Annotated in this window: 20 protein-coding genes and 1 tRNA gene; 10 read left to right on the forward strand and 11 right to left on the reverse strand. The window is 68.9% G+C overall.

Annotated features, from left to right (window positions below; genetic code table 11):
* Positions 1-41: 41 nt before the first annotated feature.
* On the reverse strand, positions 42-968 hold the full coding sequence (locus tag AB0316_RS13625; RefSeq protein ID WP_366273761.1) for an NADP-dependent oxidoreductase: 927 nt from the start codon (positions 966-968) through the stop codon (positions 42-44).
* A 234-nt stretch (positions 969-1,202) separates the two neighbouring features.
* Between AB0316_RS13625 and AB0316_RS13630 the strand changes: the two genes are divergently transcribed.
* A tRNA-Thr gene (locus tag AB0316_RS13630) sits at positions 1,203-1,279 on the forward strand.
* Positions 1,280-1,293: 14 nt separating this feature from the next.
* Here AB0316_RS13630 and AB0316_RS13635 read toward each other — a convergent pair.
* The 3 genes from AB0316_RS13635 to AB0316_RS13645 all read right to left on the reverse strand — a co-directional run bounded on the left by AB0316_RS13635 (position 1,294) and on the right by AB0316_RS13645 (position 4,216).
* Positions 1,294-2,361: a site-specific integrase gene (locus AB0316_RS13635; protein ID WP_366273556.1), complete on the reverse strand. Its 1,068-nt coding sequence runs from the start codon at positions 2,359-2,361 to the stop codon at positions 1,294-1,296.
* Between the two features lie 68 nt (positions 2,362-2,429).
* Complete coding sequence (locus AB0316_RS13640; RefSeq protein ID WP_366273557.1) at positions 2,430-2,612, reverse strand: helix-turn-helix domain-containing protein; 183 nt, start codon at positions 2,610-2,612, stop codon at positions 2,430-2,432.
* Between the two features lie 17 nt (positions 2,613-2,629).
* A complete protein-coding gene (locus AB0316_RS13645) occupies positions 2,630-4,216 on the reverse strand; it encodes a replication initiator (protein ID WP_366273558.1) in 1,587 nt (528 codons plus the stop codon).
* Positions 4,217-4,677: 461 nt separating this feature from the next.
* Here AB0316_RS13645 and AB0316_RS13650 point away from each other — a divergent pair, with 461 nt between their 5' ends.
* Positions 4,678-5,448, forward strand: a complete 771-nt coding sequence (locus AB0316_RS13650; RefSeq protein WP_366273559.1) for a class I SAM-dependent methyltransferase — start codon at positions 4,678-4,680, stop codon at positions 5,446-5,448.
* 202 nt (positions 5,449-5,650) lie between these two features.
* Entirely contained in the window at positions 5,651-6,193 is a 543-nt protein-coding gene (locus tag AB0316_RS13655; protein WP_366273560.1) for an orotate phosphoribosyltransferase, read from the forward strand.
* Between the two features lie 78 nt (positions 6,194-6,271).
* On the opposite strand, the gene AB0316_RS13660 is transcribed toward AB0316_RS13655, so the two are convergent.
* The gene (locus AB0316_RS13660) at positions 6,272-6,889 is read right to left on the reverse strand and encodes a hypothetical protein (protein ID WP_366273561.1); all 618 of its coding nucleotides are present in this window, start codon (positions 6,887-6,889) and stop codon (positions 6,272-6,274) included.
* Positions 6,890-7,050: 161 nt separating this feature from the next.
* On the opposite strand from AB0316_RS13660, the gene AB0316_RS13665 reads away from it, so the two are divergent.
* On the forward strand, positions 7,051-7,683 hold the full coding sequence (locus tag AB0316_RS13665; protein WP_366273562.1) for an HAD-IA family hydrolase: 633 nt from the start codon (positions 7,051-7,053) through the stop codon (positions 7,681-7,683).
* Between the two features lie 76 nt (positions 7,684-7,759).
* Here the strand turns inward: AB0316_RS13665 and AB0316_RS13670 are convergent, their stop codons facing one another.
* Positions 7,760-8,941 (reverse strand): IS110 family transposase, encoded by a 1,182-nt coding sequence (locus AB0316_RS13670; RefSeq protein ID WP_366273563.1) that lies wholly within the window; start codon positions 8,939-8,941, stop codon positions 7,760-7,762.
* A gap of 281 nt (positions 8,942-9,222) precedes the next feature.
* On the opposite strand from AB0316_RS13670, the gene AB0316_RS13675 reads away from it, so the two are divergent.
* Complete coding sequence (locus AB0316_RS13675) at positions 9,223-10,149, forward strand: phosphotransferase (RefSeq protein ID WP_366273564.1); 927 nt, start codon at positions 9,223-9,225, stop codon at positions 10,147-10,149.
* 123 nt (positions 10,150-10,272) lie between these two features.
* Here AB0316_RS13675 and AB0316_RS13680 read toward each other — a convergent pair whose 3' ends face one another.
* On the reverse strand, positions 10,273-10,740 hold the full coding sequence (locus AB0316_RS13680) for a phosphotransferase (RefSeq protein WP_366273762.1): 468 nt from the start codon (positions 10,738-10,740) through the stop codon (positions 10,273-10,275).
* On the reverse strand, positions 10,691-11,128 hold the full coding sequence (locus AB0316_RS13685) for a phosphotransferase (protein ID WP_366273565.1): 438 nt from the start codon (positions 11,126-11,128) through the stop codon (positions 10,691-10,693). Before AB0316_RS13685 ends, AB0316_RS13680 begins: the two co-directional genes overlap by 50 nt.
* A 217-nt stretch (positions 11,129-11,345) precedes the next feature.
* On the opposite strand from AB0316_RS13685, the gene AB0316_RS13690 reads away from it, so the two are divergent.
* The 3 genes from AB0316_RS13690 (at position 11,346) to AB0316_RS13700 (ending at position 14,209) form a co-directional block, all read left to right on the forward strand.
* The gene (locus tag AB0316_RS13690) at positions 11,346-12,077 is read left to right on the forward strand and encodes a hypothetical protein (RefSeq protein ID WP_366273566.1); all 732 of its coding nucleotides are present in this window, start codon (positions 11,346-11,348) and stop codon (positions 12,075-12,077) included.
* A complete protein-coding gene (locus AB0316_RS13695; protein ID WP_366273567.1) occupies positions 12,074-12,646 on the forward strand; it encodes a sigma-70 family RNA polymerase sigma factor in 573 nt (190 codons plus the stop codon). The genes AB0316_RS13690 and AB0316_RS13695 overlap by 4 nt, the downstream gene beginning before the upstream one ends.
* Before the next feature lie 210 nt (positions 12,647-12,856).
* Positions 12,857-14,209: a PAS domain-containing protein gene (locus AB0316_RS13700; RefSeq protein ID WP_366273568.1), complete on the forward strand. Its 1,353-nt coding sequence runs from the start codon at positions 12,857-12,859 to the stop codon at positions 14,207-14,209.
* A gap of 224 nt (positions 14,210-14,433) precedes the next feature.
* On the opposite strand, the gene AB0316_RS13705 is transcribed toward AB0316_RS13700, so the two are convergent.
* Complete coding sequence (locus AB0316_RS13705) at positions 14,434-15,705, reverse strand: hypothetical protein (RefSeq protein ID WP_366273569.1); 1,272 nt, start codon at positions 15,703-15,705, stop codon at positions 14,434-14,436.
* A 224-nt stretch (positions 15,706-15,929) separates the two neighbouring features.
* On the opposite strand from AB0316_RS13705, the gene AB0316_RS13710 reads away from it, so the two are divergent.
* Complete coding sequence (locus tag AB0316_RS13710; protein ID WP_366273570.1) at positions 15,930-19,565, forward strand: hypothetical protein; 3,636 nt, start codon at positions 15,930-15,932, stop codon at positions 19,563-19,565.
* Positions 19,566-19,823: 258 nt separating this feature from the next.
* On the opposite strand, the gene mscL is transcribed toward AB0316_RS13710, so the two are convergent.
* Entirely contained in the window at positions 19,824-20,189 is a 366-nt protein-coding gene (gene mscL, locus AB0316_RS13715; protein ID WP_366273571.1) for a large conductance mechanosensitive channel protein MscL, read from the reverse strand.
* 142 nt (positions 20,190-20,331) lie between these two features.
* On the reverse strand, positions 20,332-20,538 hold the full coding sequence (locus tag AB0316_RS13720) for a hypothetical protein (RefSeq protein WP_366273572.1): 207 nt from the start codon (positions 20,536-20,538) through the stop codon (positions 20,332-20,334).
* A 316-nt stretch (positions 20,539-20,854) separates the two neighbouring features.
* On the opposite strand from AB0316_RS13720, the gene AB0316_RS13725 reads away from it, so the two are divergent.
* Positions 20,855-21,265 carry a hypothetical protein gene (locus AB0316_RS13725; RefSeq protein ID WP_366273573.1) on the forward strand — a complete coding sequence of 137 codons (411 nt, stop codon included), beginning with the start codon at positions 20,855-20,857 and terminating at the stop codon, positions 21,263-21,265.
* Positions 21,266-21,862: the final 597 nt, after the last annotated feature.

A 21,862-nucleotide genomic window follows, 5' to 3' on the forward strand; every position in this document is an offset into this window, starting at 1 on the left:
CCGGGCGCCGTCGGTCGGGTGCCGCGTGCCCCCGAGCGGGCTCAGTCGCCCGAGACCCGCAGGACGATCTTGCCGGCGGCGTGGCCCTCCATGCTCACGCGGAAGGCCTCGGCGAGCTGCTCGAGGGGGAAGGTCCGCGCCACGGGCACCGACAGCGCGACCTCCTCGACGAGCCGCGTCAGGTGCGTGAGCGCGGCGCCGTCCGGGCGCACCCAGACGTAGTGTCCGCCGGCCTGCGTGACGGAGGCGTCGGCGATGGAGCCGTGGCGACCGCCGTCGGCCAGCACGGCCGTCGTGACGTCGAGCACGCCGCCGACGAAGTCGGCCACCGCGTCGACGCCCTCGGGCGCCAGAGCTCGCACCCGCTCGACCACCCCGTCGCCGTATGCCACCGGCTCGGCCCCGAGGTCACGCAGCCGGTCGTGGTTGCGCTCGGAGGCGGTCCCGATGACCCGGGCTCCCAGCGAGCGCGCGATCTGCACGGCCAGCGACCCGACACCACCGGCGGCGGCGTGGACCAGGACGGTGTCACCCTCGCCGACCTCGAGCCGCTCGAGGAGGCGCAGCGCGGTGAGGCCGGCGAGCGGCAGCCCTGCGGCCTCGTCCCACGACATCAACGCGGGCTTGCGGGCCAGGGCGCGCACCGGCACCGTGACGAGGTCGGCGAAGGTGCCGCCGTGGACGTAGTCCTTGCGGGCGTAGGCCAGCACCTCGTCGCCCACGGCGAACTCCGGGGTGTCGAAGCCGACCGCCTCCACGACGCCCGAGACGTCCCAGCCCGGGACCACCGGGAAGCGCACGTCCATGACGGCGTCGAGGCCACGGCCCATCAGCTTCCAGTCGACCGGGTTGACCGATGCCGAGCGGACGCGCACGAGCACCTCGCCCGGGCCGACCTTCGGTCGCGGCTGCTGCGTCAGGGCCAGCACCTCGGGTCCGCCGTAGGTGTCGTACGTCATGGCGCGCATGCTGTCGCTGGTGCTCTCGGGCATGTTCACTCCTTCTTCGTCGACGAGCCGGTGTCGGCTACCGCCCTCGGGTCAAGGCGCCGGGAGGTGACGGACATTCCCGGCCACAGGAGGCCCTCGCGACGTCTCGGGAAGGGGTGCAACGGCCTTGCGCTGCTGGATTTTTCTCAGGTGCGGCTCGTGCGTATACTCAACGTCCGTGTCCGGTTGCGCCTGTCGCAGCCTGCGCGACCAGCCGCTTTAGCTCAGTCGGCCAGAGCGATTCACTCGTAATGAATAGGTCGTCGGTTCGATTCCGACAAGCGGCTCCACGCATCACCACAGGTCAGGCCCCCTTCTCGCCAGAGTTGGGGGCCTTCTCCTTGCCCCTGACGGCATCAGATGCCCCCGTGGTGCCCCCGACTTTCTGCGCCGCTTCCCACAGGTTGCGGTCGATCAAGTGGCCGTAGAGGTCCATCGTCATGGCCGCCGAGGCGTGCCCCAGGATGCGCTGGACTACCTTCGGGTCGGCGCCCGCACCGAGCCAGATCGACGCCGCTGTATGCCGTAGGTCGTGAGCCCGCAGGGTCGGCCTGCCGATGGCCGCGCAGGCCTCACGCCACCCGACGGAGCGTTTCCAGTTGGACTCTGAGAGCGGTCCGCCGCCGGGTGCGCTGAACATCCATGCCGAGGGCGACTTGCCGGCCGACCAGAGGTCGAGGATGGGCACCACTGCAGCCGGCAGCGCCACGGTGCGCGAGCGGCGACCCTTCAAGGTGTCGAGGTAGAGGCCGCCTTTGGAGCTGCTGGCGAGAACGGTTCGCTGCAGGCGCAGGCCCTCGCCCGGCACCTTGACGCGGTCCCCGACCTGGAGGCCGGCCAGCTCGCCCCACCTCAGTCCGCACAGGCCGAGGACCCTGATGACGTCGGCATACGGGCCGTTGCATGCGAGGGCCAGCGCCTCGAGCTCCTCCAAGGAGAGGAACTGGCCCTCGCGACGGGCGCGCCCTGCCTTGGGCGGTTTGACCAAGGCCGCGACGTTCCTGGACACGCGACCGTCAGCGACCGCGAACGCCAGCATCGAGCGCAGCGTGGACAGGTATCGGCTGGCCGTCGATCCGGACAGACCGGCCGCCACGAGCCCACCTGCCCACGCCGAGACCTGGGCCTCGGTGATCGAGGCAATCGGCAGGTGGCCGAACTTGGGGGCCACATGGTTCGCCCACGCCGAGAGGTCCGCCTCCTGCGTCTTCCTCTTGAGGCTCTGGCGCGAGGCGACCCAGTCAGGAAAGAGCGAGGCCAGCGGTACCCTTCCCCGACGCGGGTCGAACCACTCGCCAGAGCGCAGCCGGCGAGCCTGCTCCTGCTCCCACGCGACCGCGTCAGACTTACGGTCGAAAACACGGGTCGCCACCTCGCGCCCATGGGACTTCACGCGCGCCCGGTAGCGGACGCGATCGCCACGAACCAGTCGCTGGATGCTCACGCTGCCGGTGTCCCTTCACGTTGAGCCTCCAGCCAGGCGTCGATGTCCTTGACGTCCCAGACGAGGCGGCGGCCCACCTTGATCGCGGGTGCGAACCGGCCCTCCTGTCGCAACCAGCGGATGGTCAGGACGGGGACGCGCAACCGTTCGGCGACCTCGTCGATGGTCATCAGCTCCATCTCTCAACTCCAATCTCCTAGCGTTGCGGCTGCTTATGTTTGTCTTTCGCTCTCTCCTGGGCGTACTCCCGGGCGCGGGCGGCGGCGGCCTTGGCGAGCTCGGCGTCGCCGTCGGTGTCCCAGCCGGTCCCGGCGTAGGCCCACTGGCCGATGACGAGGGTGGTCTCTTCGGTGTCCGCCTCGAGGAGGTCGTCGAGGTCGCGGACATCCAGGGTGCGGCCCTCGCGGTGGGCGGCGGCCAGGGCCCGTTCGTAGCGGACCCGGCGGCGGCGCAGCTGCCCGAGCGTCACGGAGTAACGGCGGGACTTGGTGGAGAAGTGGCCGCGGAAGCCGAGCATGTGCCGCCACTTGAACAGCAGCCCGTACGGGTGCTCCCGAACCAGGGTGACGTCACGTGTCGGATCGTCGGCGCGCGCGTCGGCGTGGATTCGGCCGGCGATGGCGGCGGTTGTCGCGCGCAGCTGCCGGGCGTGGGGGCTGTCGGTGTTCGTGGAGTCGGTGGCCGACTTCGTCGCGTACTTCGCGAGGTAGCCGGCGACCTGTTCCGGGGTCAGCGCCCGGTCCGGGTCGTCGGTGCGGCGGCCAGCGGCGATGGGTCGGGCGTCGAGCTGGGTGCCGAACCGGAGCCGGCGCGCCACGTCCTGCTCGTGAAGTGGTGGCGCGTGGAAGGACACGCTGGCGGCGGCCTGCTCGACGAGCCGGGCCAGGAGGGCTGCGGTCAGTTCGGCTGGCGCGGGCGTGAACCCGTCGTCTGTTTTGGGGCCGTCGAGGCGGATCAGGGCGTGGAAGTGGACGATGCCGCGGTGCTGGTACTCGGCGACCTTCGCGTACTGCACCCTCACGTGCTCGGCGAGCCGCGACTCCGGGACGCCGAGGTGCTTCGCGAGGGCGCGGCGCAGGTCGATGGTGAACCGGCGCCACAGCTCCGGGGCCCACCACTGCCACACCAGGTGGCTTTCGTAGTCGTAGCAGTCCCGGCAGAGCGGCTGCCCCAGCTGCTCGTCCCCGTCGGTATGCCTCCTGTGGCATACCGTCGACCGGCGGTGCTCGCACACGGAGCCGTAGCCCTTGAGCGTGAAGGGGCGGCAGGCGCGGCCGCCGCGGGTGCCGTGCACGAGCCCGAACGAGGGCGCGGTCAGCGTCGCGAACACCAGCGGGTTCTCCCCGATTTTCTCGGGGACGCCCTTGCCGCCGGTGACGCCGGCCCGGATCAGGTGGAAGGTGTCCGCCGCGTACAGCCTCGAGCAAGACGGGCACTCCGCAGCCCGGCGGTTCCCGCACCGCACGTGCAGGACCCCGAGTGGGCTCTCAGTCGACGAGAAGCTCGAGAGCACTTCGCCGGTCCCGGCATCGACGGTCTGCGAGGAGCCGTGGAGGCGGACCGGTCTCGTGCAGTGCCCGACCCGGGCGGCGGCCTCGGACCAGGCGTCGAAGTCCCGCGACAGCAGCCGAGCGATCACCTGCGGCTGCATGGCCGCGTCTAAGTGGTCCAGGTCCAGCAGAGCGCCGTGCGCGGGGGCATGCTCACCCGGACGCTCGAGCGAGTGCTCGGCGGCACGGAGGGGGACGGCGTCCCAGATGCGGTCGCGTGTTGCCCGGGTCATGACGGCCACCCCCTTCCCTGGTCCGGGTGGGTGTGCCGTGCAGCTACTGCGGCTCCCGCTGCACGACACACCCGGTCCGAAAGGGCGGCCCGAAGAAACGAAGTCCCAGAAGAGGGAGATGCCGGCGCTACGGGGAGTCGCGCACACGCCGACCGCGTCAAAGGTCACGAAGGAGATGGCGGACCAGAAGATGTGTGTTGTGTGACGGCAATTCATGTGGATGGCCTCTGCCCGGGGTGGGAGCTGACCCCAGGGCATCAAGCCCGATGTTCCGTCAGTTCAGGTTATTTGTGTGGGTATGTCCGCACTCCCACCATCCACAGCCCTGGCCCCTCGGGACGAAGAAACACGCCGAGTATCGGCGGACGAAGTTTCACCCACATGCCGAATAGCGGACGTTGCGGTGGGCTGCCCCGCCGGGGTCATGGGCGGTGCTGCTTAGGGTCTGACAGCATCTGTGCATGGCAGCCCGAGCATCAGGAGCGACAGGCGATGCGAGTCGCCCATGGCAGACGCTTTCGGCAGGTTTCGAGCGGGCTCGCGCCCGTGAGGACTCCCTCGACCGGCTTGTGGAGTGGCCGGCGCAGCGCGAGCTGTTGGGCGATGTGACCGGTCTTGCGGTCTTGGACGCCGGATGCGGGAACGGGGCCAAGGTTGCTCAACTGGCCAGCGAGGGTGCGTCGGTCGCGGTCGGGGTCGATATCAGCGGGAACTTCATCGAGACGCCCCCTGGCGTGGAGCTCATCCAGGCCGACCTGTCGGATCTCGCGGCGGTGCCGGGTCTGGCCGGTCGCCGCTTCGACCGGATCCTGTTCCTGCAGTCCTTCGGTTACGCCAAGGACCCCGTCCGGGCGCTCCAGGTCGCCCGGAGCATGCTGACCGACGACGGTTACATACTGCTCACTCGGACGCAGCCGATTCGGTACGCCCTGGAACGGGCCGAGCAGAACGGCACCACGGTGGGCGAGGAGTACTTCTCCACGGCACGGTTCTCGTACAAGCACCGCAACTGGGATGACCAGGTGACGCTCACCAAGCGGCCGTACACGATGTCCGACCTGCTCAACACCTTCAGCACCGCAGGACTCTGGATCGAGAAGGCCGTCGAGCCTCAGATGTCACCCGAAGCGGCCGAGCGCTACCCCGAGAAGTACGCGTCAATGAACAAGCGCCTGGTCGGCATCCTGATGTTCAAGCTGCGGCCGATTCCTGGGCTCGACGCCGACCACTGAACACCAGGTCCATCGCTCAGCGCGGCAGGGCCCGCCACCGACGCGCCACGCTGCTTGAGCCCATCGGTGGCGCGCTGGCTGTGTCCTACCCGCCGGCTCTCGACTTACTGCGTACGGACGCGGATCCGTCCATCGGGCGGGCGGAGATGCCTCTCCCTGCCCTCGAGTCGCGAAAGGCACACCGCTTCCGCCCGCTGGCACGATGGGGCTCGTGCCCACTGACATTCGCGAACTCGCTGCCGTCATCGACTCCACGTGTCGCCTGCGTGGCCAGTTCACGCTCCGCAGCGGGCTCGTGACCAACGAGTACTTCGACAAGTACCGCTTCGAAGCAGACCCACACCTGCTGCGGCTGGTCGCCGAACATATGGTGCCCCTGCTGCCCGCGGACACCCAGGTCCTCGGGGGCCTCGAGCTCGGCGGCGTTCCCATCGCGACGATGGTCAGCTCCCTGACCGGGCTTCCCGCGATCTTCGTGCGCAAGGAGGCCAAGGCGTACGGTACCTGCCGGCTGGCCGAAGGAGGCGACTTCACCGGCCGCACGGTCACGCTCATCGAGGACATCATCACCACCGGCGGTGCCGTGAGGAACGCCGCGGTCGCGCTGCGCGCCCTCGATGCAACCGTCCACTCCGTGGTCTGTGCGATCGACCGCTCCGAGCCGGGAGCCAACACCCTGCACGAAGTGGGCCTGACGACCCGCTCGGTGATGTCGAAGGCCGACTTGGACGACGCCCGCCGCTGACCACAGCCCCGCGTCTTCAGGGCGCATGGGTGGGCGTTCGCCCCGGGTGTGCCCCCAAGGGTCGTTCGGTGGTTCGGCCTAACTCTTGAAGGTGGCGTTGGCCCGCATCCAGCGCGCCGCGATCTGCTCGTCAAGGTCTCCGATGAGGTGTCCTGTCGGTAGCACCTCGTGGTGCACGTCTGCTCCCGCCTGCCGGAGGGTCTCGGCGAGGAGCTGGCCGTCGCCAGGGTTCCGGCGTTTGTCGTGAGCACCATCGACGAGCAAGACCGGGAGCGCGTTCAGCGGCTGCTCAGGGCCGACCGCGAACGGCGAGAGAGGCCGGAGCAGGATCGCGCTGGAGAACATCTCATGCTCGGTTCGCAGCATCGCCGCCGCCATGATGGCGCCATTGGAGAATCCGACGACGACTGGGCGCCGGACCAACCCGTGCTCGGACAGGGCAGTTCTGATGACCTCGCTGAGCGGTGAAACCCGCGCCGCCAAATCCTGCTCGTCGATGCGCCGGTCAGCGAAGCGCTGGAAGAACGCGAAACCGCCAGGCGTCGCCACGGCCCCACGGATGCTGATCTTGGCCGCCGAAGGCATGAGCCGTTCCCCGAACGGGATCATGTCTGTTTCTCGCCCATCGGAACCGTGTAGGAGCACGAGAGGAGCCGCACGGGATTCTTTGGCCGGGATGAACAGGTACTCGTGCACGACGTCACGCTCTCACGCATGAACCAGGGTTGAGCCCCTGCGCGAACAGATCTGAACTCCGCTCGTCGGACGACGCCCGACCGTGCCGCGGTCGGGTAGTGCCGAGGTGGGCCTGACCCGGGCCTACGCGGTCCACAGGCAGGTCCGGCGACGTGGAGGCGGTGGCTTCTAAGATCAAATCACTCACCCCATGTCGACAGGGAGAGGCCGACATCCCTATGCAACCCGTCCGAGCCGTCCTCTGGGACGCCGACGGTGTACTCCAGGACACGCCAGCTGGCACCTGGGACCTCGCCATCTCGGTCGTGTCTCAAATCCCTGCCGCGATCACCGGCGCAGCGATCGATGAGGATCGCATTCGAGCCGTCGCCGCTGACATGGGTTTGGGCGGTCACGTTGACGAGGTGCTCTCCGTCTGGTGGACCTTCGACGTCCTGCAGCCAACGCTGGAGATCGTCGCGAGCGTGCGAGCCGCCGGGGTCTCCTGCTATCTGGCGACCAACCAGGATTCCTACCGCGCGGCCTGCATGCGTGACCGCGCGCCGTACGACGAGATCCTCGACGGCGCCTACTACTCGTGCGACATCCGCTCGGCCAAGCCGTCGGCGCAGTTCTTCGAGCACATCGCCGCCGATCTTGGGCTTGCACCCGAGCAGCTGCTCTTCATCGACGACCAGCTGGCGAACGTTTTAGGAGCTCGGTCCGCGGGATTGAACGCGGAAGGTTGGACACACGGTGACGGGATCGAGAGCCTCCTCAAGCTCATCGACGCGTACGGCATCCATCTGGCCTGACTCTAGGAACACCCTCATCTGCCACTGAGCGCGATCGTGCCGAGTTGAGGACGTTCAGTCGTGGCTCCCCTCTGTGTCAAGACGCGGCGGGAAGCCCGGTTCTAGGGTGGGTTCTGGCGGGTCCGGGAAGTGGCTTGTCCGAAGAGTTGGTGTGGGGTTGTGAGCCGGCCGCGCTGGAGTCAGAGTCGTCACCCTGGTGCCCTCCCGGGCCCGTCGTCATCTGCCGTGCCGCGTCGGCCAGCATGGTCCGGAACACGATGTCGGACAGCCGCCGTTTGAGCAGGCGCATGGCCTCGTTCGGGGTCTTGCCCCGGGCCTTGGTGCGGTCGAAGAAGGCACGTCCTTCGGTCGGGTTGCGCAGCTGCACGGTGGCCATGATGTGCAGCACCCGGTTGATCTGACGGTTCCCGCCGCGGGACAGCCGGTGGCGCACGTGGTCCCCGGAGGAGGCGTCGATCGGGGCGGTGCCGGTCCAGGACGCAAAGTGGTTGTTGTCCGGGAAGCGAGTGATGTCCCCGACCTCCACAAGCAGCCGCGCAGCGCCGGAGGGGCCGATACCGTTCAGCCCGGTCAAGGTCGTGCCGGTCGCGGCGAGCAGCTGTGACAGCTCCTTGTTCGCTGCCTTCTTCCGCGCATAGATCCGCTCCAGGTCGGCGACCAGTTCGGCCGCGACCCGACGGCGGGCCTTGCCGGCGACATCCCGCGGGCGCACCGTCGCGAGCAGCTTCTTGGCCTGGGCCGCCGACAGGTCCTTCTTCGCGCCTCCCGGAATCAGCTCCAGCAGAAGGTGATGCAGCTGAGAGACCATCCGCGTGTGGTCCTCACCCAGGGCCCGGCGGCGGTCGACCAGCACCCGTAGGACGGCCAGCTGCTCGTCGTCGACGACGGGGCGCAGCCCGGCCATCCGTACCCCGACAAGCGCGATGGAATGCGCGTCCGTGGCGTCGGTCTTGCGGCCCTGCCCGGTGGCGAACATCCGCACCCGCGCCGACAGTCGCGGCGGCACGTCGATGACCTGCTCACCGTCCGCGAGCAGCCGCAAAGCGACGTGACGGCCGATCCCGTTGCAGCCCTCGACCGCCCACACCCGCTCCGGCCAGGCCCGCGCCACCTCGAGCATGGCGTCGTATCCGGCCCGGTCGGTGCCGAAGCGGCCGCCGGCGGCGACCGACTCATCGGGCGCCATCACCTCGATCGTGACCGAGCGTTTGTGCGGGTCCATCCCGACCACCACGCGACTGGCTGGTTGCTCCTTCATCGGTGCTCTCCTCTGCTCGAACCGGACTGGTCATCGAGCTGGGAGGGCAACGCTGCTTTGAGCTTGGGCACACCCCTCTCGAGCCTCTCCCGGCCCTGGCGACGTCCGGGACTGCGCAGGCCAAAAGAGAGCCACACCCGAAGGTGAGCAGCCGATGTGAGAGCGACAGCCCGGACGCCTGGAACCGAGCCTTGCCAGGCACCGATCCTGCGTCGATGAAACAAGCAGCCGATGAGCGGGCCGTCAGGCAGCGCTCGAAAGAGCGTGCCAGGCTTGCATGCATGGACGGTGAAGCGCTGCCGGCCGAGGTCCTGGACGACGTGGCCAGCGTGGTCGGGGCGGAGGTCACTCGTCTCGGTCGCCTACCCGGAGGCGTCAATGCGGGTGCCACGCGTGTCCAGTTGGCAGGGAGGGCGAGCGCGGTGCTCAAAGCAGAGCTCCGGACACACCCCAACCACCTCGACGAGACGCTGCGAGCTCAGAGAGTCGTCGAGCACATGCGTGGGCGCGGATATCCCACCCCGGCCTGGCTCGGGGTGGGGGCCACCGCCACCCACGTATGGCATCTGATGGATTTCGTTGACGCGGCTCCAGCGCCAGCGCTGACCCCGTCCCTCGTGGAACAGTTGATGGCGATCGTCGAGCTCCAGGCTGGCCAAGCCTCCGAGCCCTACGACCACTGGTCCTACGCCTGGCGGGTCGCTACCGGTCAGGGACCGGCTGTCGCAGGGATGGATCTAGTCGAGACACCGGAGCAGTCGCTTCTCCGGCTCTCTGTGGCCAAGCTCTCGGGCTACTCCTCCGTGGTGTCGGCCTTGGTCGAGCGTCTGCGGCTCGTGTGTGCCGACGCCCCACCACCGCGAGGGGCGCCTGACATGGTCCATGCCGATCTCAACCCGAGCAATGTTTTGGTTCGTGACGGAGCCGTGGTGGCGGTCGTGGATATCGGGAACGCAGGTAGCGGCACGCGGGCGACTGATCTCATCAACCTCGTGTGGCTGACCTTCCAGGATCCGCTAGACGGTGTTCGAAGGCGGTTGTGGACGAGAACCCTCGACATGGTCGGCTGGGAGTCGGTGGCGGTGCTCGCAGCGACACAGATCCTCCTTCAGCTCGAGTGGCCCATCCGTCTCGGCCGCCGCGATGTCGTGCCAGGGGTGGTTGAGCGCGGCCATCGCGCCCTCGATGAACTGAACGGGCTTCGCTAGCTGACGGTCATCAATGGAGCACGTAGACCTGGTCGGCCTAACGACCGGTCATGCCGCGAGCGGTGTCATGCCATCGAGGAGGACGTCGGCTGTGGCCGCCGGTCTTGTTGGTGGTGCGGCTGGTCAGGGCAGCAAGGACAGGAGATGGGTTGCTTGCATCTCCGTCGTGCCGGCTGGGTTTCGGTGGGAGCCGGAGTTCTCGGGGAGCAACCTCGCGAGCCAGAAGGCGGCAAACAGCGGGCGGTAGGCCTGCATTCGTTCGCGCTCCTCGTGTGACAGGCCGACCGCGGCGATGAGAGCCTCACCGTCGATGACACCTGAGAGACGGCCCGCGATGTGCTCGATGTGGTCCGCCATCTCGTAGGCGGGGTCGCTGAGACCGCCGTCCTCGAAGTCGAGGAGTCGACACGTTGTCCCGTCCCACATGAGGTTCGCCGGGTTCAGGTCGGCCATGCCGAGCGCCGTCAGTCGCGGCTCTGGCAGCGCGTCCGGACGCGCCAACCACGACAGGGCAGCGTCGATGGCAACCGACACGTGCCGCTCATCCCGGCAGGCCCGCACATCCCTCGGCTCGGCGAGCCATTCCGACACGTTCTTTCGCCATCGTCGACGGCCCAAGGATCCGCTCCCCGAGGCCGGCCGCGCGGACTGCCGTGGCAGGCACCGCGAACAACCTGCAAAGGGTGCGACCGAGCTCTGCCATCTGCACCTCCGAAAGGGGAGCACCACCCAGCGGATGGCCCGGCAAGCGCTCCATGACAACGAAGGGCCGGCCACCGTCCCAGCCACGGCGCAGCGGTCGCGGGGCCAGCCCGGGAGCGTGTTCAGCCAGTACTGTCAAGCAGGCCCACTCCCGATCGGGTTCACTGCGGCCCCAAGACACAAACTGCTTCCGCACCTGGTCGGCCGCGAACGTCACGTCGTGGGTGGAGGTCTGCACGGTCATCAACGTAGACGTGGCTCGCCTGAAGGCCGGCATGGCGCACTGTGCGTGCCGATGAAGGAGGCCATCGGGCGACGTCCGACCATCAGCGTGAGAGGTTTACCGCTCATGCCGCGCTGAGGATGTTCTCCGGCCCGTTTCGCGGCGGACGTGATGCCGGCGTGGCATTGCAAAAAGACGTCGTCGCGTTGTGTCACATTTGAGGCGCTGGCGGACAGTGCATGAGCATCAGGCTTCGACAGGAGGAGGCGCCATGCTCGTGGACGACACAGATGAAATCGACACGCTGTTACGCGCGACCGCTGCACCGGTGACCGTGGCGGACGCGGCCGAGCAGTCCGCCCGGATCGCCGCTCAGGTGGTTTCGGTGAGCCTGCTGGCCAAGGTGGCCCAGCGCCAGAACCGGCGCCGCCGCCGAGTGGTGGGCTTGGCGGCCGTGTCGATCCTGGTCCCAGGTATCGCGGTCGCGGGACAGCAGTTCGTGGCCCGCAGCGGGGTGTTCGGGCAACCCGGACTCACCGAGTCGGACACCAGTGAGTGGATCAACGTGTGCGCCCGGGACTTCCCGCGGTACATGCGCACCGTGCCGCTGCCGTCGGACGCGCTGCCAGCGGGTAGCTCGTGGTCCTCGGTCGTCGCCGAGGTCACGGCCATGAACGTGGACGGCGTCGGACAGGGCTGCACAGCAGGGCCGAGCTTCGTGCAGGCGAGCGGGCTGCGATCAGGCTTGCTTCTGGCCGCGCAGCGGCGGTGGACGTGCACCGCGCTGCGCGAACACACGAACGGGAACGCGCCGCTCGCGCGCGCCGCGGCAGAACAGGTCGCGACCCTGTACGACCGGCTCGCTTCGACCGGACGCCTCGGAGACCGGAACTGGACCGCCCAGCAGGCAGCCGCTGCGCGGGGCGACTTCGCGGCGTTGAAGGACGCCGCCGCGGTCAACTTCCCCACCGGCTACTGCTCGACATGGGGGCAGCCGCGATGACGCCCAACGAGAAGCGCCTGGATCACCTGGCCCGCACCTGTGGGCCCAGAGTGCTCACCTACCTGGCCCGGCGCGCCACCCCCGCCGGCGACGCCGCGGACGTGTACCAGCAGGTCCTGGTCACCACGTGGACGAAAATCGCCCGCGTGCCGGGCGACGAGGAGGCGGCGCTGTGCTGGATGCTGGCCGTCGCCCGACGGCACCTGGCCAACCACTCCCGCGGACGCCTCCGGCGCCTTGAGAGCACAGCCCGGCTCGCGGAGTCGCTGCGGACCGGGCCGGGTCAGGCCCCAGCCGAAGCGGACCACGGCAGCAATCGTGTGCTCAAGGCGCTGCAGGCGCTCTCCGATGACGACCGCGAACTGGTGCAGCTCGTCTACTGGGACGACCTGAGCACGGAACAGGCTGCCACGGTGCTCAACATCCGCCCCGCCACCGCCCGCAAACGCCTCGAACGCTGCCGCACCCAACTCAAGGCGACGCTCGAAACCCCCGGGCCGGCACCCAGCGAGCCGCTCGAACCGACCACCCGTGTGGCCGACGACCACGCGCCCGCAACGGCACACTGACACGCACTCTCATGCCGCAGGTCGTGCCGATGTCCCCGCCGTCAGGCGACAGACTGGCGCAGCGAACGCGCATTCTGCCCCTCGCGCGCCTGGTCCGCGAGCTACTTCTGAAGCGCCTTTCTCCTGGTTCGGATCATGCGAGGATCGGGTGGGACTCCGGGTCGGACGTTGTCCGCCCCGCGGGACGTCGTCAAGGGCAGTGGAGGCGTCATGGAGGAGCCGGTTGGTTCGTTCGACGGGCTGGACGGCGCGAGCTTGGTAGCGCTCCTGGACTGCCTTCCCGAGCCGGTCGCGTTCTGGGATCGTGGCGAACGGTGCGTCTTCGCCAACGCGGCTGCCGCGGCCGCGCTCGGCCGTTCGGCCGAAGGGCTGCGGGGAGCTCCGCTCGTGGACGTTCTCGGGACCCATGCCGCGAGGCTGGTTCGCCCCCGGTTCCTAAACGCCCTGGAAGACGTCGGCTCTGAGCAGGAACGGGCGATGTTTGACGACGAGGGTCGGCTGCGGCACTACCGCACCATCTGCGTCCCAGTCCGCATCGACGAGGTCGTCGTCGGCGTCGCGGTCGTGCTGATCGACATCACCGAGGAGCTGAACGCGCAAGCGGAGGTCGCCCGCGACAGCCTCCGGGCCGCCCGGCTCACCGAGCGGCACCGGCTCATGACGGTCGCCGGCAGCGAAGTGACGGGCCGGCTCCGCCAGACCTTGGACCAGCTGCAGACGCCCTGCCCTCGTGACGACCTGGAAGCCAACCTCCACCAGCTGGCTGAGGAGCTGCGCAGCTGCACCCGCCGCCTCCGGGAGGGCACCCGGGCCTCGCCCCCGGCCTCGGAGGACGGCACGGTCTCGAACACGGTGTCGACCACAGCGCCGAGCACGGTCTCGACCTCTCCCTTGCCCGTCGACCGGCAAGACTCGGACGGGAGGAGGCTGTTGTCCGCCTCGGCGTCGCAGACGTGCCCTCAACCGGGCGCCGCTCACCGTGCAGCGGGTCTCGAGGCCGAAGTCTCCGCGCTGCTGGATCAGCTGCCGGTCGTCATCACGGTATGGGACCGAACACGATCACTTCGCTACGCCAACCGGGCCGCGCAGGCGCTCCTAGCCAAGCGGGGCATCACGAAAGCGACCGGCCGGCGCCTGGAGCAGATAGTCAGCGAGGACTTCCTCAGGGAGCACGAGGCGTACGCTGCGGACGTCCTGCGCGGCAGGACCCAGTCGTTCCACCGGCGCCAGATCAGCCCGGACGGGCAGGAGCACCACTTCCACGTCCGCTACGTGCCGCGAATCGTCGACGGCGAGGTGGTCGGCGCCTTCGCGTACGCCTGCGACATCACAGACGCCATGAAGGCCGGCGAGGAGCTCATCGCAGCCCGGTCGGCATACGCAGCCCTGCAGGAGCGGCAGGCCATCGAGGACCGCCTTCACGCGTCCATCCTCCAGGAACTCTTTGCCGCAGCGATGCTTCTGGACGCAGCTGCACGTTCCGGGGGCGACATGCAGGCTCCCGTCGAAGAGTCCAAGAAGTACCTACAGACGGCCCTGGACGGGCTGAGTCAGCTCTCCTAGCGCCCCACGCGAGGCGTGCCACCGTAGCTCTCACGGCACGGGGGTCCTCGCCGGAGCTTCAGATCCTGGATGCTCCTCGGCTGCGTCGGGTGCGGTATGGAGGTGCTGCCGTCGCCAGAAGTGGGAGGGCGACGGCAGCACCTGGCATTCGGTAGTTGGGCGGCGAAAGCGGCAGCCCGAATAGGTGTCCCGAATGCGGTCTTTCGCATTTAGACCGAGCTTCGTTACTGCTTCTTCTCGAGCGTGCCGATTGTGGACTGCAGGTTGCTCAGCGCCGACACACACGTCGCCTTGGTCGGCGGGGTGGCCCGCAGGGCGGTGAGGGCGCCGTCGATGGCCGAGTCCATCGTGTGCCAGTCGTCCGGGGAGGCCGGCTTCATCGCCGCCTCGCCGTTGTCCCAGGCGACCTCGAGGTCCTTGACCCGTGCCGTCGCCGCCGCGAGGTCGCCCTTCTTCGCCTTGGTCGTCACGTCGTCGACGATGACGGCGAACGGGCGCAGGTCACCGATCGGTGAGGTCGGGTCGGCCTCCAGCGGGTTGACGTGCGCGGTCTTGCCCTTGGCAGTGGTCGCGGCCGGGGCGGCCACGGCCGGCGTCGGCGCGGGCGCCAGAGCCACAGCCGCAGCCACCACGGCGACGGCCCCGGCAGCCGCCCAGGCGTAGTCCCGGCGCGGGCTCACGGCGGGCGCCTCGCCCTTGGCCCGGATGCCGTGACGGGTCGCGTTGACCTGTTCCCGCGCCACCAGGGTGACGATGACGGCGAGGAACACCAGGCTCGTCAGGCTCGCCCCGAGACCCAGGCCGCCGAAGGAGCGGTCCTGGGTCAGCAGGTCACCGAGCGAGGCACCGAGCGGACGGGTCAGCACGTAGGCGATCCAGAACGCCAGCACGCCGTTCAGGCCGAGGCGCCGGGCGGCCCAGACGGCAAGGATGAGACCGCCGAAGATCAGCGCGCCGTTGCGGAACCCCAGCGAGAGCGCCTCGGTGGCCAGGTCGCCTCCCGCGGTGCCCAGGGCGAAGGTCGTCAGGATCGCGCCCCAGTAGTACCGCTCGCGGCGCGGGGTGTCGATGGCCGTGATGGCCAGGGTGCGCTCCTGACGCCACCACACCGTGAACACCACGGCGAGCACGACCGTGAAGACCGCGGTGCTGACATAGAGGCTGACACCCAGCGTGTCGGTGAAGAAGTCGGTGATCTGGGTGCCGACGATGCTTACCAGGACGACGGTGAGCCAGTACAGCCAAGGGATCAGTCGTCGGGCCCGGAGCTGGGCGACGAGCGCGATGGCCAGCAGGGTCATCATCGCCCCATCGGTCACGGCCGTGCCGAGCCCGACCTGCACGGCCAGATAGTCGGCGAAGGTCTCACCGATCGTCGTCGACAGGATCTTGATGAGCCAGAAAGTCGCCGTGATGGCTGGCACCTTGTTGAGCCACGAAGGGCTCGACAGGCCACTCCTCCCGCGGTCGAGGACGGAGGTGACGGTGTCAGGCATGGGGATTCCTTCTGGTCGGGTCGGACTGAGCCCTCGACCCTTCACAACCGCGCTGAGGCCAAACTGGGAAACCCGACAAAGCCGCCTCACCGGGGTGGCTGAGAGGTCGCCCAGCGGAAATCCGTAACCTCGACCGTTCGAGCGTCGTTGGAGGGATTGGCCGGGCGCCGTTGCCCGGCCATTGGACGTGGCCGTTTCGCGGTCGCCTTCTCCCAGGAGCCAGCATGCGTGTTCGGTCCCGTCGCCTTCTCGTCCTTTCTACGGTGGCCACGCTGGCCTTCGGCGGCGCGCTGGCGGTCCATCTCGTGCAGGACAGCCCGGCCGCTGTGGCGGCCGACTGCGCTCCCGGCTTTCTGCCGGTCGACTCCGTCCTCAAGGAGGTCCAGAGCGAGGTCAAGGCCGAGGAGGCCGGCAAGACCGACGGTGGTGGCTGGGTCGGTGAGGCGTACCGGGAGCTGACGGGTGCCGACCAGAACGAGCTGGCCCGGGAGGCCATGCGCGAGGTACCGGCCCTTTCCACCATCAAGCAGAGTCAGTGGTCGTCCTACTGCCTGCGCAGCAAGCACCCCGAGTCGTTGAAGGAGCTGCTCGCGCTGTTCGGTGCTCGGGCGATCCCGCGGATGGCCCCGTACGGCAGCTGGGCAGACGGCGCGGCCGCCGGTGCGGTGCAGCAGCGTCAGGCCCTTCAGCCGGGGTCGGTGGCCGGCAGCGATGGCACCGGCGCTCCCTACGGCAAGGGCCCACTGATCGTGAACGATGCCCGCTACCCGGAGGTGAACGGGCTCGGGCTCGTGCACAACTCCGGCAGGGTCGACTCGTTCGCCTGGGACCCCGCCGGCAAGCGGTTGTTCGCCGCGGTGGGCAACGGTGGCATCTGGCGTTCCGACGACCTGGCTCACACCTGGACCAGTGCCAACGGCAACCTGCCCACGTCCATCACGGGCGCGGTCGCGTGGTCCGCCGCCAACAACGGCACCCTCATCGCCCTCACCGGTGAGCCGACCTTCGGATCCTCGGCCTACACCGGTCTGGGCGCCTACTACTCCACCAACCTCGGCGCCACCTGGACCAAGGCCACCGGCGTGCCCGACGGAGCACTCGGCTTCGCGCTGGCCGTCGACCCGGGAAACCCGCTCAAGGTGTATGCCGCCACGCAGCTCGGACTGTTCGCCTCCACCGACGGCGGCAAGTCCTTCGTCGACACCAACCTGCCCACCGGTGAGTGCTCCGGCGTGGTCGACACCAAGGCCCGGCCCGAGTGCGCCTTGGCCAACGTCGTCACCGACGTCGTCGTGGCCAAGGGCGGCGGCGTCGGCACCACCACTCCCGCAGGCACGGTCGTGGCCACCGTCGGCTGGCGAGGCGGGCAGCGCGCCAACCCCGACGGTTCGATCCAGTCGCCGAACAACGGGGTCTACCGCTCGTCCTCCGGTCGAGCCAACACGTTCACCAAGCTCGCGACCAGCGGGTTCGCGCCGCAAGCCCGGATCGGGCGGATCAAGCTGGGCAACGCGGTGGGCGCGGCGCAGAACCACGACGTGCTCTACGCCCTGGTCCAGGACGCCACCCTCCTCAACAACGGCGGAGTCGCCGGCATCGACGCCCCGGCGGGGCAGAAGTCGCCCATCGGCACCACCGTCCTCAACGGGCTCTACGTCTCCCGCGACTTCGGCCTCACCTGGACCGAGCTGGCCACCGGAACGCAGCTGGCCACCGACCCCACGACCAGCTCCGCCCTGGTCGGCGTCGGCACCGCGACCGGCTACCAGCCCGGCGTCCAGAGCTGGTACAACCTCTGGGTCCAGCCCGACCCCACCCGCCAGACGGCCACTGGCGCGCCGACCCGGCTGGCCTTCGGGCTGGAGGAGATCTGGTCCAACGAGCTGGCCAACACCGGCGCCATCCCGCTGGACGGCACCGTGCCGGTGAAGTTCCGGGTCGTGGCCAAGTACTTCTCCGGCTCCTCGTGCCAGCTCCTCTCGGCTGGGCTCCCCGCCTGCCCGACGAACCGAGAGCCCTTGAGCGACAACCTGACCACCCACCCGGACCAGCACGCCGGCATCTGGATCACCGATCCCGGCGTCAAGGGCGGCGTCCAGCTCGTGGTCGGCAACGACGGCGGTGCCTACCGATACGGCTTCGACACCGACCCCGACGGCGAGCTCGACAACGCCCACTGGGGCCCAGGCGACAACGACGGATTCCACACCCTGATGCCGTACTACGCCGCGATGGCCAAGGACGGCACGGTCTGGGCCGGCCTGCAGGACAACGGCAACCTCAAGATCGACCCGGTGGACCAGAAGCAGTACGAGACGTTCGGCGGCGACGGCTTCTACGCCGCGGTCGACCCGAACACCTCCTCCACCGCGTACGAGGAGTACACCAACGGCGCCATCTCGGTCACCACCGATGGCGGCACCTCGTGGAAGAGCATCGACCCGGGTCTGACCGCCTCGAAGTTCTCCAACCCGTTCACCATGGACCCCACCGACCCCGCACACCTGATCACCGCGGGCCGCGAGGTCGTCCAGACCCTCAAGGGCCCCGACACCACCAGCGGCCAGACAGCCGCCGACGCCGCGACCGACACCACCACCACCTGGCGCACCGTCTACAACCTGGGCACCCGCTCCCACCCGGGCGACGCCTCGGCCACCTCGAGCCCAAGCGACCCGGACAACTCGATGTCGGCGGTCGCCGTCCGCGGCGCTGCGGCATACGTGGGCTTCTGCGGGCAGTGCGACACCCTGAACAAGCTCGGTCCCACCCCGAACCTGTTCCAGAACGGCCTCGCCACCAACGTCGGCGGCCCCGTCGCGCCGCAGAAGGGCACGACGAACGGCTGGCACATCGTTGCCGCCAAGGGCCTGCCCAACCGCTACATCACCTCAGTCGCGGTGGATCCGCGCAACGTGAAGAACGTGTTCGTGACCCTCGGTGGCTACACGCGCCGCTGGCTGCCGCCAGGCGCCGTCGGGGACGCCAACACGCAGATCGGCACCGGGCACGTCTTCCGGTCCACCGATGGCGGGCAAACCTTCACCGACGTGACCGGCAACCTGCCTGACTCCCCGGCCAGCTGGGTCGAGCTGCGCGGCGACCAGCTGCTCGTGGCCACCGACGTCGGCGCCTTCGCCTCGCAGACCGGCGGGGCGTACGCCACCCCGACCTTCGCGCCGCTGAAGGACCTCCCAGCCACCGCCGTCTCGAGCATCGCGCTCAAGCCTGGCGACCCGAACACCGCCGTCGTCGCCATCTTCGGACGGGGCGTGTGGACGTACTCCTTCAAGAACAAGCTCCCCGTGCCGGTGACACCGCCCCCGACCCCGGCCCCCAGCGTCGGCACGGCCTACGGGGCGTGGGACTTCGAGTCGGGAACGCAGGCGTGGACCACCGGCGGCACGCCGACCTGGACCCGCGGGACCCCGGGACACGGCGCGGGCACCGCCGAGAACGCGTCAGGTCAGGCCTTCTCGATCAGCGGCCCGACCGGCTACCTGGACAACATGGACGCCACCCTGGTCTCACCGTCCGTCACCGCTCCCGCCGGCAACACCGTCCTGCAGTGGTGGATGCGCCTGGACACCGAGAACGGGTTCGACACCGTCTCGGCGGACTGGAGCACCGACGGCACCACCTGGCACACCCTCGGCACCTACACAGGGAAGAACAGCGGCAACCCCGAATGGACCCGATACGCCGTCCCGTTCACCTCTCCCGGTGGCGCGGTGAAGGTGAGGTTCCACTTCGTGTCGGACTCACTGTGCTCCGGACTGGGCGGCCCCATCTGCTCCTCCACCAGCGGCTGGGACGGAGTCCACGTCGACGACGTCGCGGTGGGCGCCCCGGCACTCTGACCCGCTGGCCGGAATGTCCGCGGAAACTCGCCCCATCTGCTCCGGTCCCGTGACCTCCGGCGCGTGCGCTCGTTAGCACTGCAGATGGAGCCAACGGGCCCGTCTCGTCTGAACCTCACATCCCCCGGTCCGCCGGGAAGGGTAGCCCCGCCTCGTCCCCCCACCAGGCGGGGCTACCAACCCGCCGGCGAGTCCGCCGGCTTGGGGTTTCATCAGCCGTGGACCGTTCGGTCCTCCGGGCCCGTGATGGTGTGCGGACTACCGGACGCGGAGGGAGTCGCGGATCTCCGTGAGCAGCAGAACCTCCTCGGATGGCGCCTCCGGCTCTGGCTCGACACCCGTCTTGCGTCGCTCGGCGAGCCGGTTCATCGGAACGACGACCATGAAGTAGACCGCCGCCGCGACGATGAGGAAGCTGACCAGCGCCGTGAGGAAGGCGCCGACGGCGACCCCGCCGGGCTGGAAGGAGGAGAAGTTCGGCTTGCCACCGAGCTTGCCGATCAGGTCCATGATGACCGTGACGAAGGCGTCCACGACTTTCGCGAATGCCGTGCCGATGACGACCGCGACCGCGAGGTCGACGACGTTGCCGCGCATGAGGAAGTCTTTGAATCCCTTGAGCATGACAGTCCTCTCAGAAATGATGAGCGTGCCTTGCCAGCCAGTGGGCGGTGGGTGGGCATGGGCGGCGTACTAATGAGTGCTCATGCCAGATTCCAGCGCTCGTGCGCCATTGAAGCTTGCCGCCGTTTGCTTGAGCGGACGGTCAGTCGGCCAGCTTGGCGATGGCCTGGGCCCACAGGAAGTGCTTGTTGGTGCCCAGGTCACGGATGCTCTCGATGTTGAAGGCTGCCTTGAGGTGCTCGGCGTCGCTGGCGCTCACGCCCTGCAGCGCGTCCACTGGCGCGTCTGCCAGCTCCGCGATGCTCTTGGACTCGTATGCCTTGTCGACCTTGCTAGCGATGTCACCCATGCTCACTCCTGAGAGTCGGCCCGCCCTCTTGGCGGGAGTATCTCGATGCTTACCACCTCACAATGGTCTCCGCGACAGCAACGAATGACGCGGCCGACCGCATGCCTGCAGTACCGCCGCCGACAGAAGTCCGTCGTTCGGAGCAACGCATCACGGCGGGTGGCTTACGGGCCCTTGCGGCTGGGGCGAGATCGGTCAATGATTCGACGAGGCGGTCCGGCGAAGCTGGGGGGCCGGGTCGGTCGGCCACCGTGGGACGGGTCCACGTTAGACGTGGCTACGACGAGGTCTGCGAACGAAACGAGGTGGCGCATTCGTGTCTTCCGCCGACCTGGCCGCGTTCCTGGTCAGGGCCGCGGCCACCCTGGTGCGGCTTGACAAGACTCTCGGACCCGACGACGAAGTATTTCGCCAAGTAGCTATCGGCGACATGGTCGACGGCGTGCCGCTACTAGATTCGTGGGAGCTGCTGCGCAAACGGCTGCACATCTGCGCCGATCCAGTGGACGCGGTGTCCGAGGTGCTGTCCGAGCAGGCCACCGCCTACTGCGAGGCCGCCGCACGGGCAACCTATTCGGTCGTTGAGCGAGCGGTCAGCCACCTGCATACGGCCGGCGGCGAAGAGGCTGCTGCTGCGTTCCTTGACGCCTTGCTCTCAGAGGAGATCGCGCCCAGCTGCCCACAGGCGCGGGACCGGGTATCGCGGGACGATGACCGCCGCAGGTGACAGGGATCGACAGGCCACCGTCCCGCTTGACTCAAGCATCAGGGCAACAGATACGCGCCCGCACGGTGATCGGTCGGAAAAAGGACACGGAACCGCAGCACCTCTGGTGAGAAGTTTCTGTACTGGCTCAAGCTGCGCCTTCGGCGCAGAAAAGCGCGGGGACCCGCGGCAGGGACCCCGCGCTGCGGGCGGCGCTGGCGCGCCGTCCTCGCGCACCCCGCCGCCCCCACGCTTACTCACGAGTTCACGGCGGAGCCCGACCCGCTGACGACACTCGCAGCCGCCGCCCCGTCGACCTGGGGCCCGGACTCAGGCGCTTGGACGAGGGAGGCCCCAGCCGTCGCCGCTCGGGCTCGCTTCCACGGAGGACCACTGCCCACCTCGACAGCCACCTGGCGACAACGGCCGGCCCGGCTGGGTCGGTCAAGCGCCTTCTGCGCGGCGCCTTCTCGAGAGGCCGGGTGACGGTCGATGCGCAAACCCGCGGTGCCCCCATCTGCCCCGCGCGTGCCCCCGACGTGCCCCCGACCCCCCTCAGCAGCCATGCCAACCAGCACCAGATGGCAGATGATCTCAGCGTGGGCTCGGCTCGAAATC

This window comes from Terrabacter sp. NPDC080008 (assembly GCF_040702505.1).
In the GTDB taxonomy this organism is placed as follows: Bacteria; Actinomycetota; Actinomycetes; order Actinomycetales; family Dermatophilaceae; genus Terrabacter.

Coding starts and splice junctions, on each gene's coding strand:
- AB0316_RS13625 (WP_366273761.1), bottom strand. CDS start 968: ATGCGCGCCATGACGTACGACACCTACGGCGGACCCGAGGTGCTGGCC.
- AB0316_RS13640 (WP_366273557.1), bottom strand. CDS start 2,612: ATGGAGCTGATGACCATCGACGAGGTCGCCGAACGGTTGCGCGTCCCC.
- AB0316_RS13645 (WP_366273558.1), bottom strand. CDS start 4,216: ATGACCCGGGCAACACGCGACCGCATCTGGGACGCCGTCCCCCTCCGT.
- AB0316_RS13650 (WP_366273559.1), top strand. CDS start 4,678: ATGGCAGCCCGAGCATCAGGAGCGACAGGCGATGCGAGTCGCCCATGG.
- AB0316_RS13655 (WP_366273560.1), top strand. CDS start 5,651: ATGGGGCTCGTGCCCACTGACATTCGCGAACTCGCTGCCGTCATCGAC.
- AB0316_RS13670 (WP_366273563.1), bottom strand. CDS start 8,941: ATGAAGGAGCAACCAGCCAGTCGCGTGGTGGTCGGGATGGACCCGCAC.
- AB0316_RS13675 (WP_366273564.1), top strand. CDS start 9,223: ATGGACGGTGAAGCGCTGCCGGCCGAGGTCCTGGACGACGTGGCCAGC.
- AB0316_RS13685 (WP_366273565.1), bottom strand. CDS start 11,128: ATGCCGGCCTTCAGGCGAGCCACGTCTACGTTGATGACCGTGCAGACC.
- AB0316_RS13690 (WP_366273566.1), top strand. CDS start 11,346: ATGCTCGTGGACGACACAGATGAAATCGACACGCTGTTACGCGCGACC.
- AB0316_RS13695 (WP_366273567.1), top strand. CDS start 12,074: ATGACGCCCAACGAGAAGCGCCTGGATCACCTGGCCCGCACCTGTGGG.
- AB0316_RS13700 (WP_366273568.1), top strand. CDS start 12,857: ATGGAGGAGCCGGTTGGTTCGTTCGACGGGCTGGACGGCGCGAGCTTG.
- AB0316_RS13705 (WP_366273569.1), bottom strand. CDS start 15,705: ATGCCTGACACCGTCACCTCCGTCCTCGACCGCGGGAGGAGTGGCCTG.
- AB0316_RS13710 (WP_366273570.1), top strand. CDS start 15,930: ATGCGTGTTCGGTCCCGTCGCCTTCTCGTCCTTTCTACGGTGGCCACG.
- mscL (WP_366273571.1), bottom strand. CDS start 20,189: ATGCTCAAGGGATTCAAAGACTTCCTCATGCGCGGCAACGTCGTCGAC.
- AB0316_RS13720 (WP_366273572.1), bottom strand. CDS start 20,538: ATGGGTGACATCGCTAGCAAGGTCGACAAGGCATACGAGTCCAAGAGC.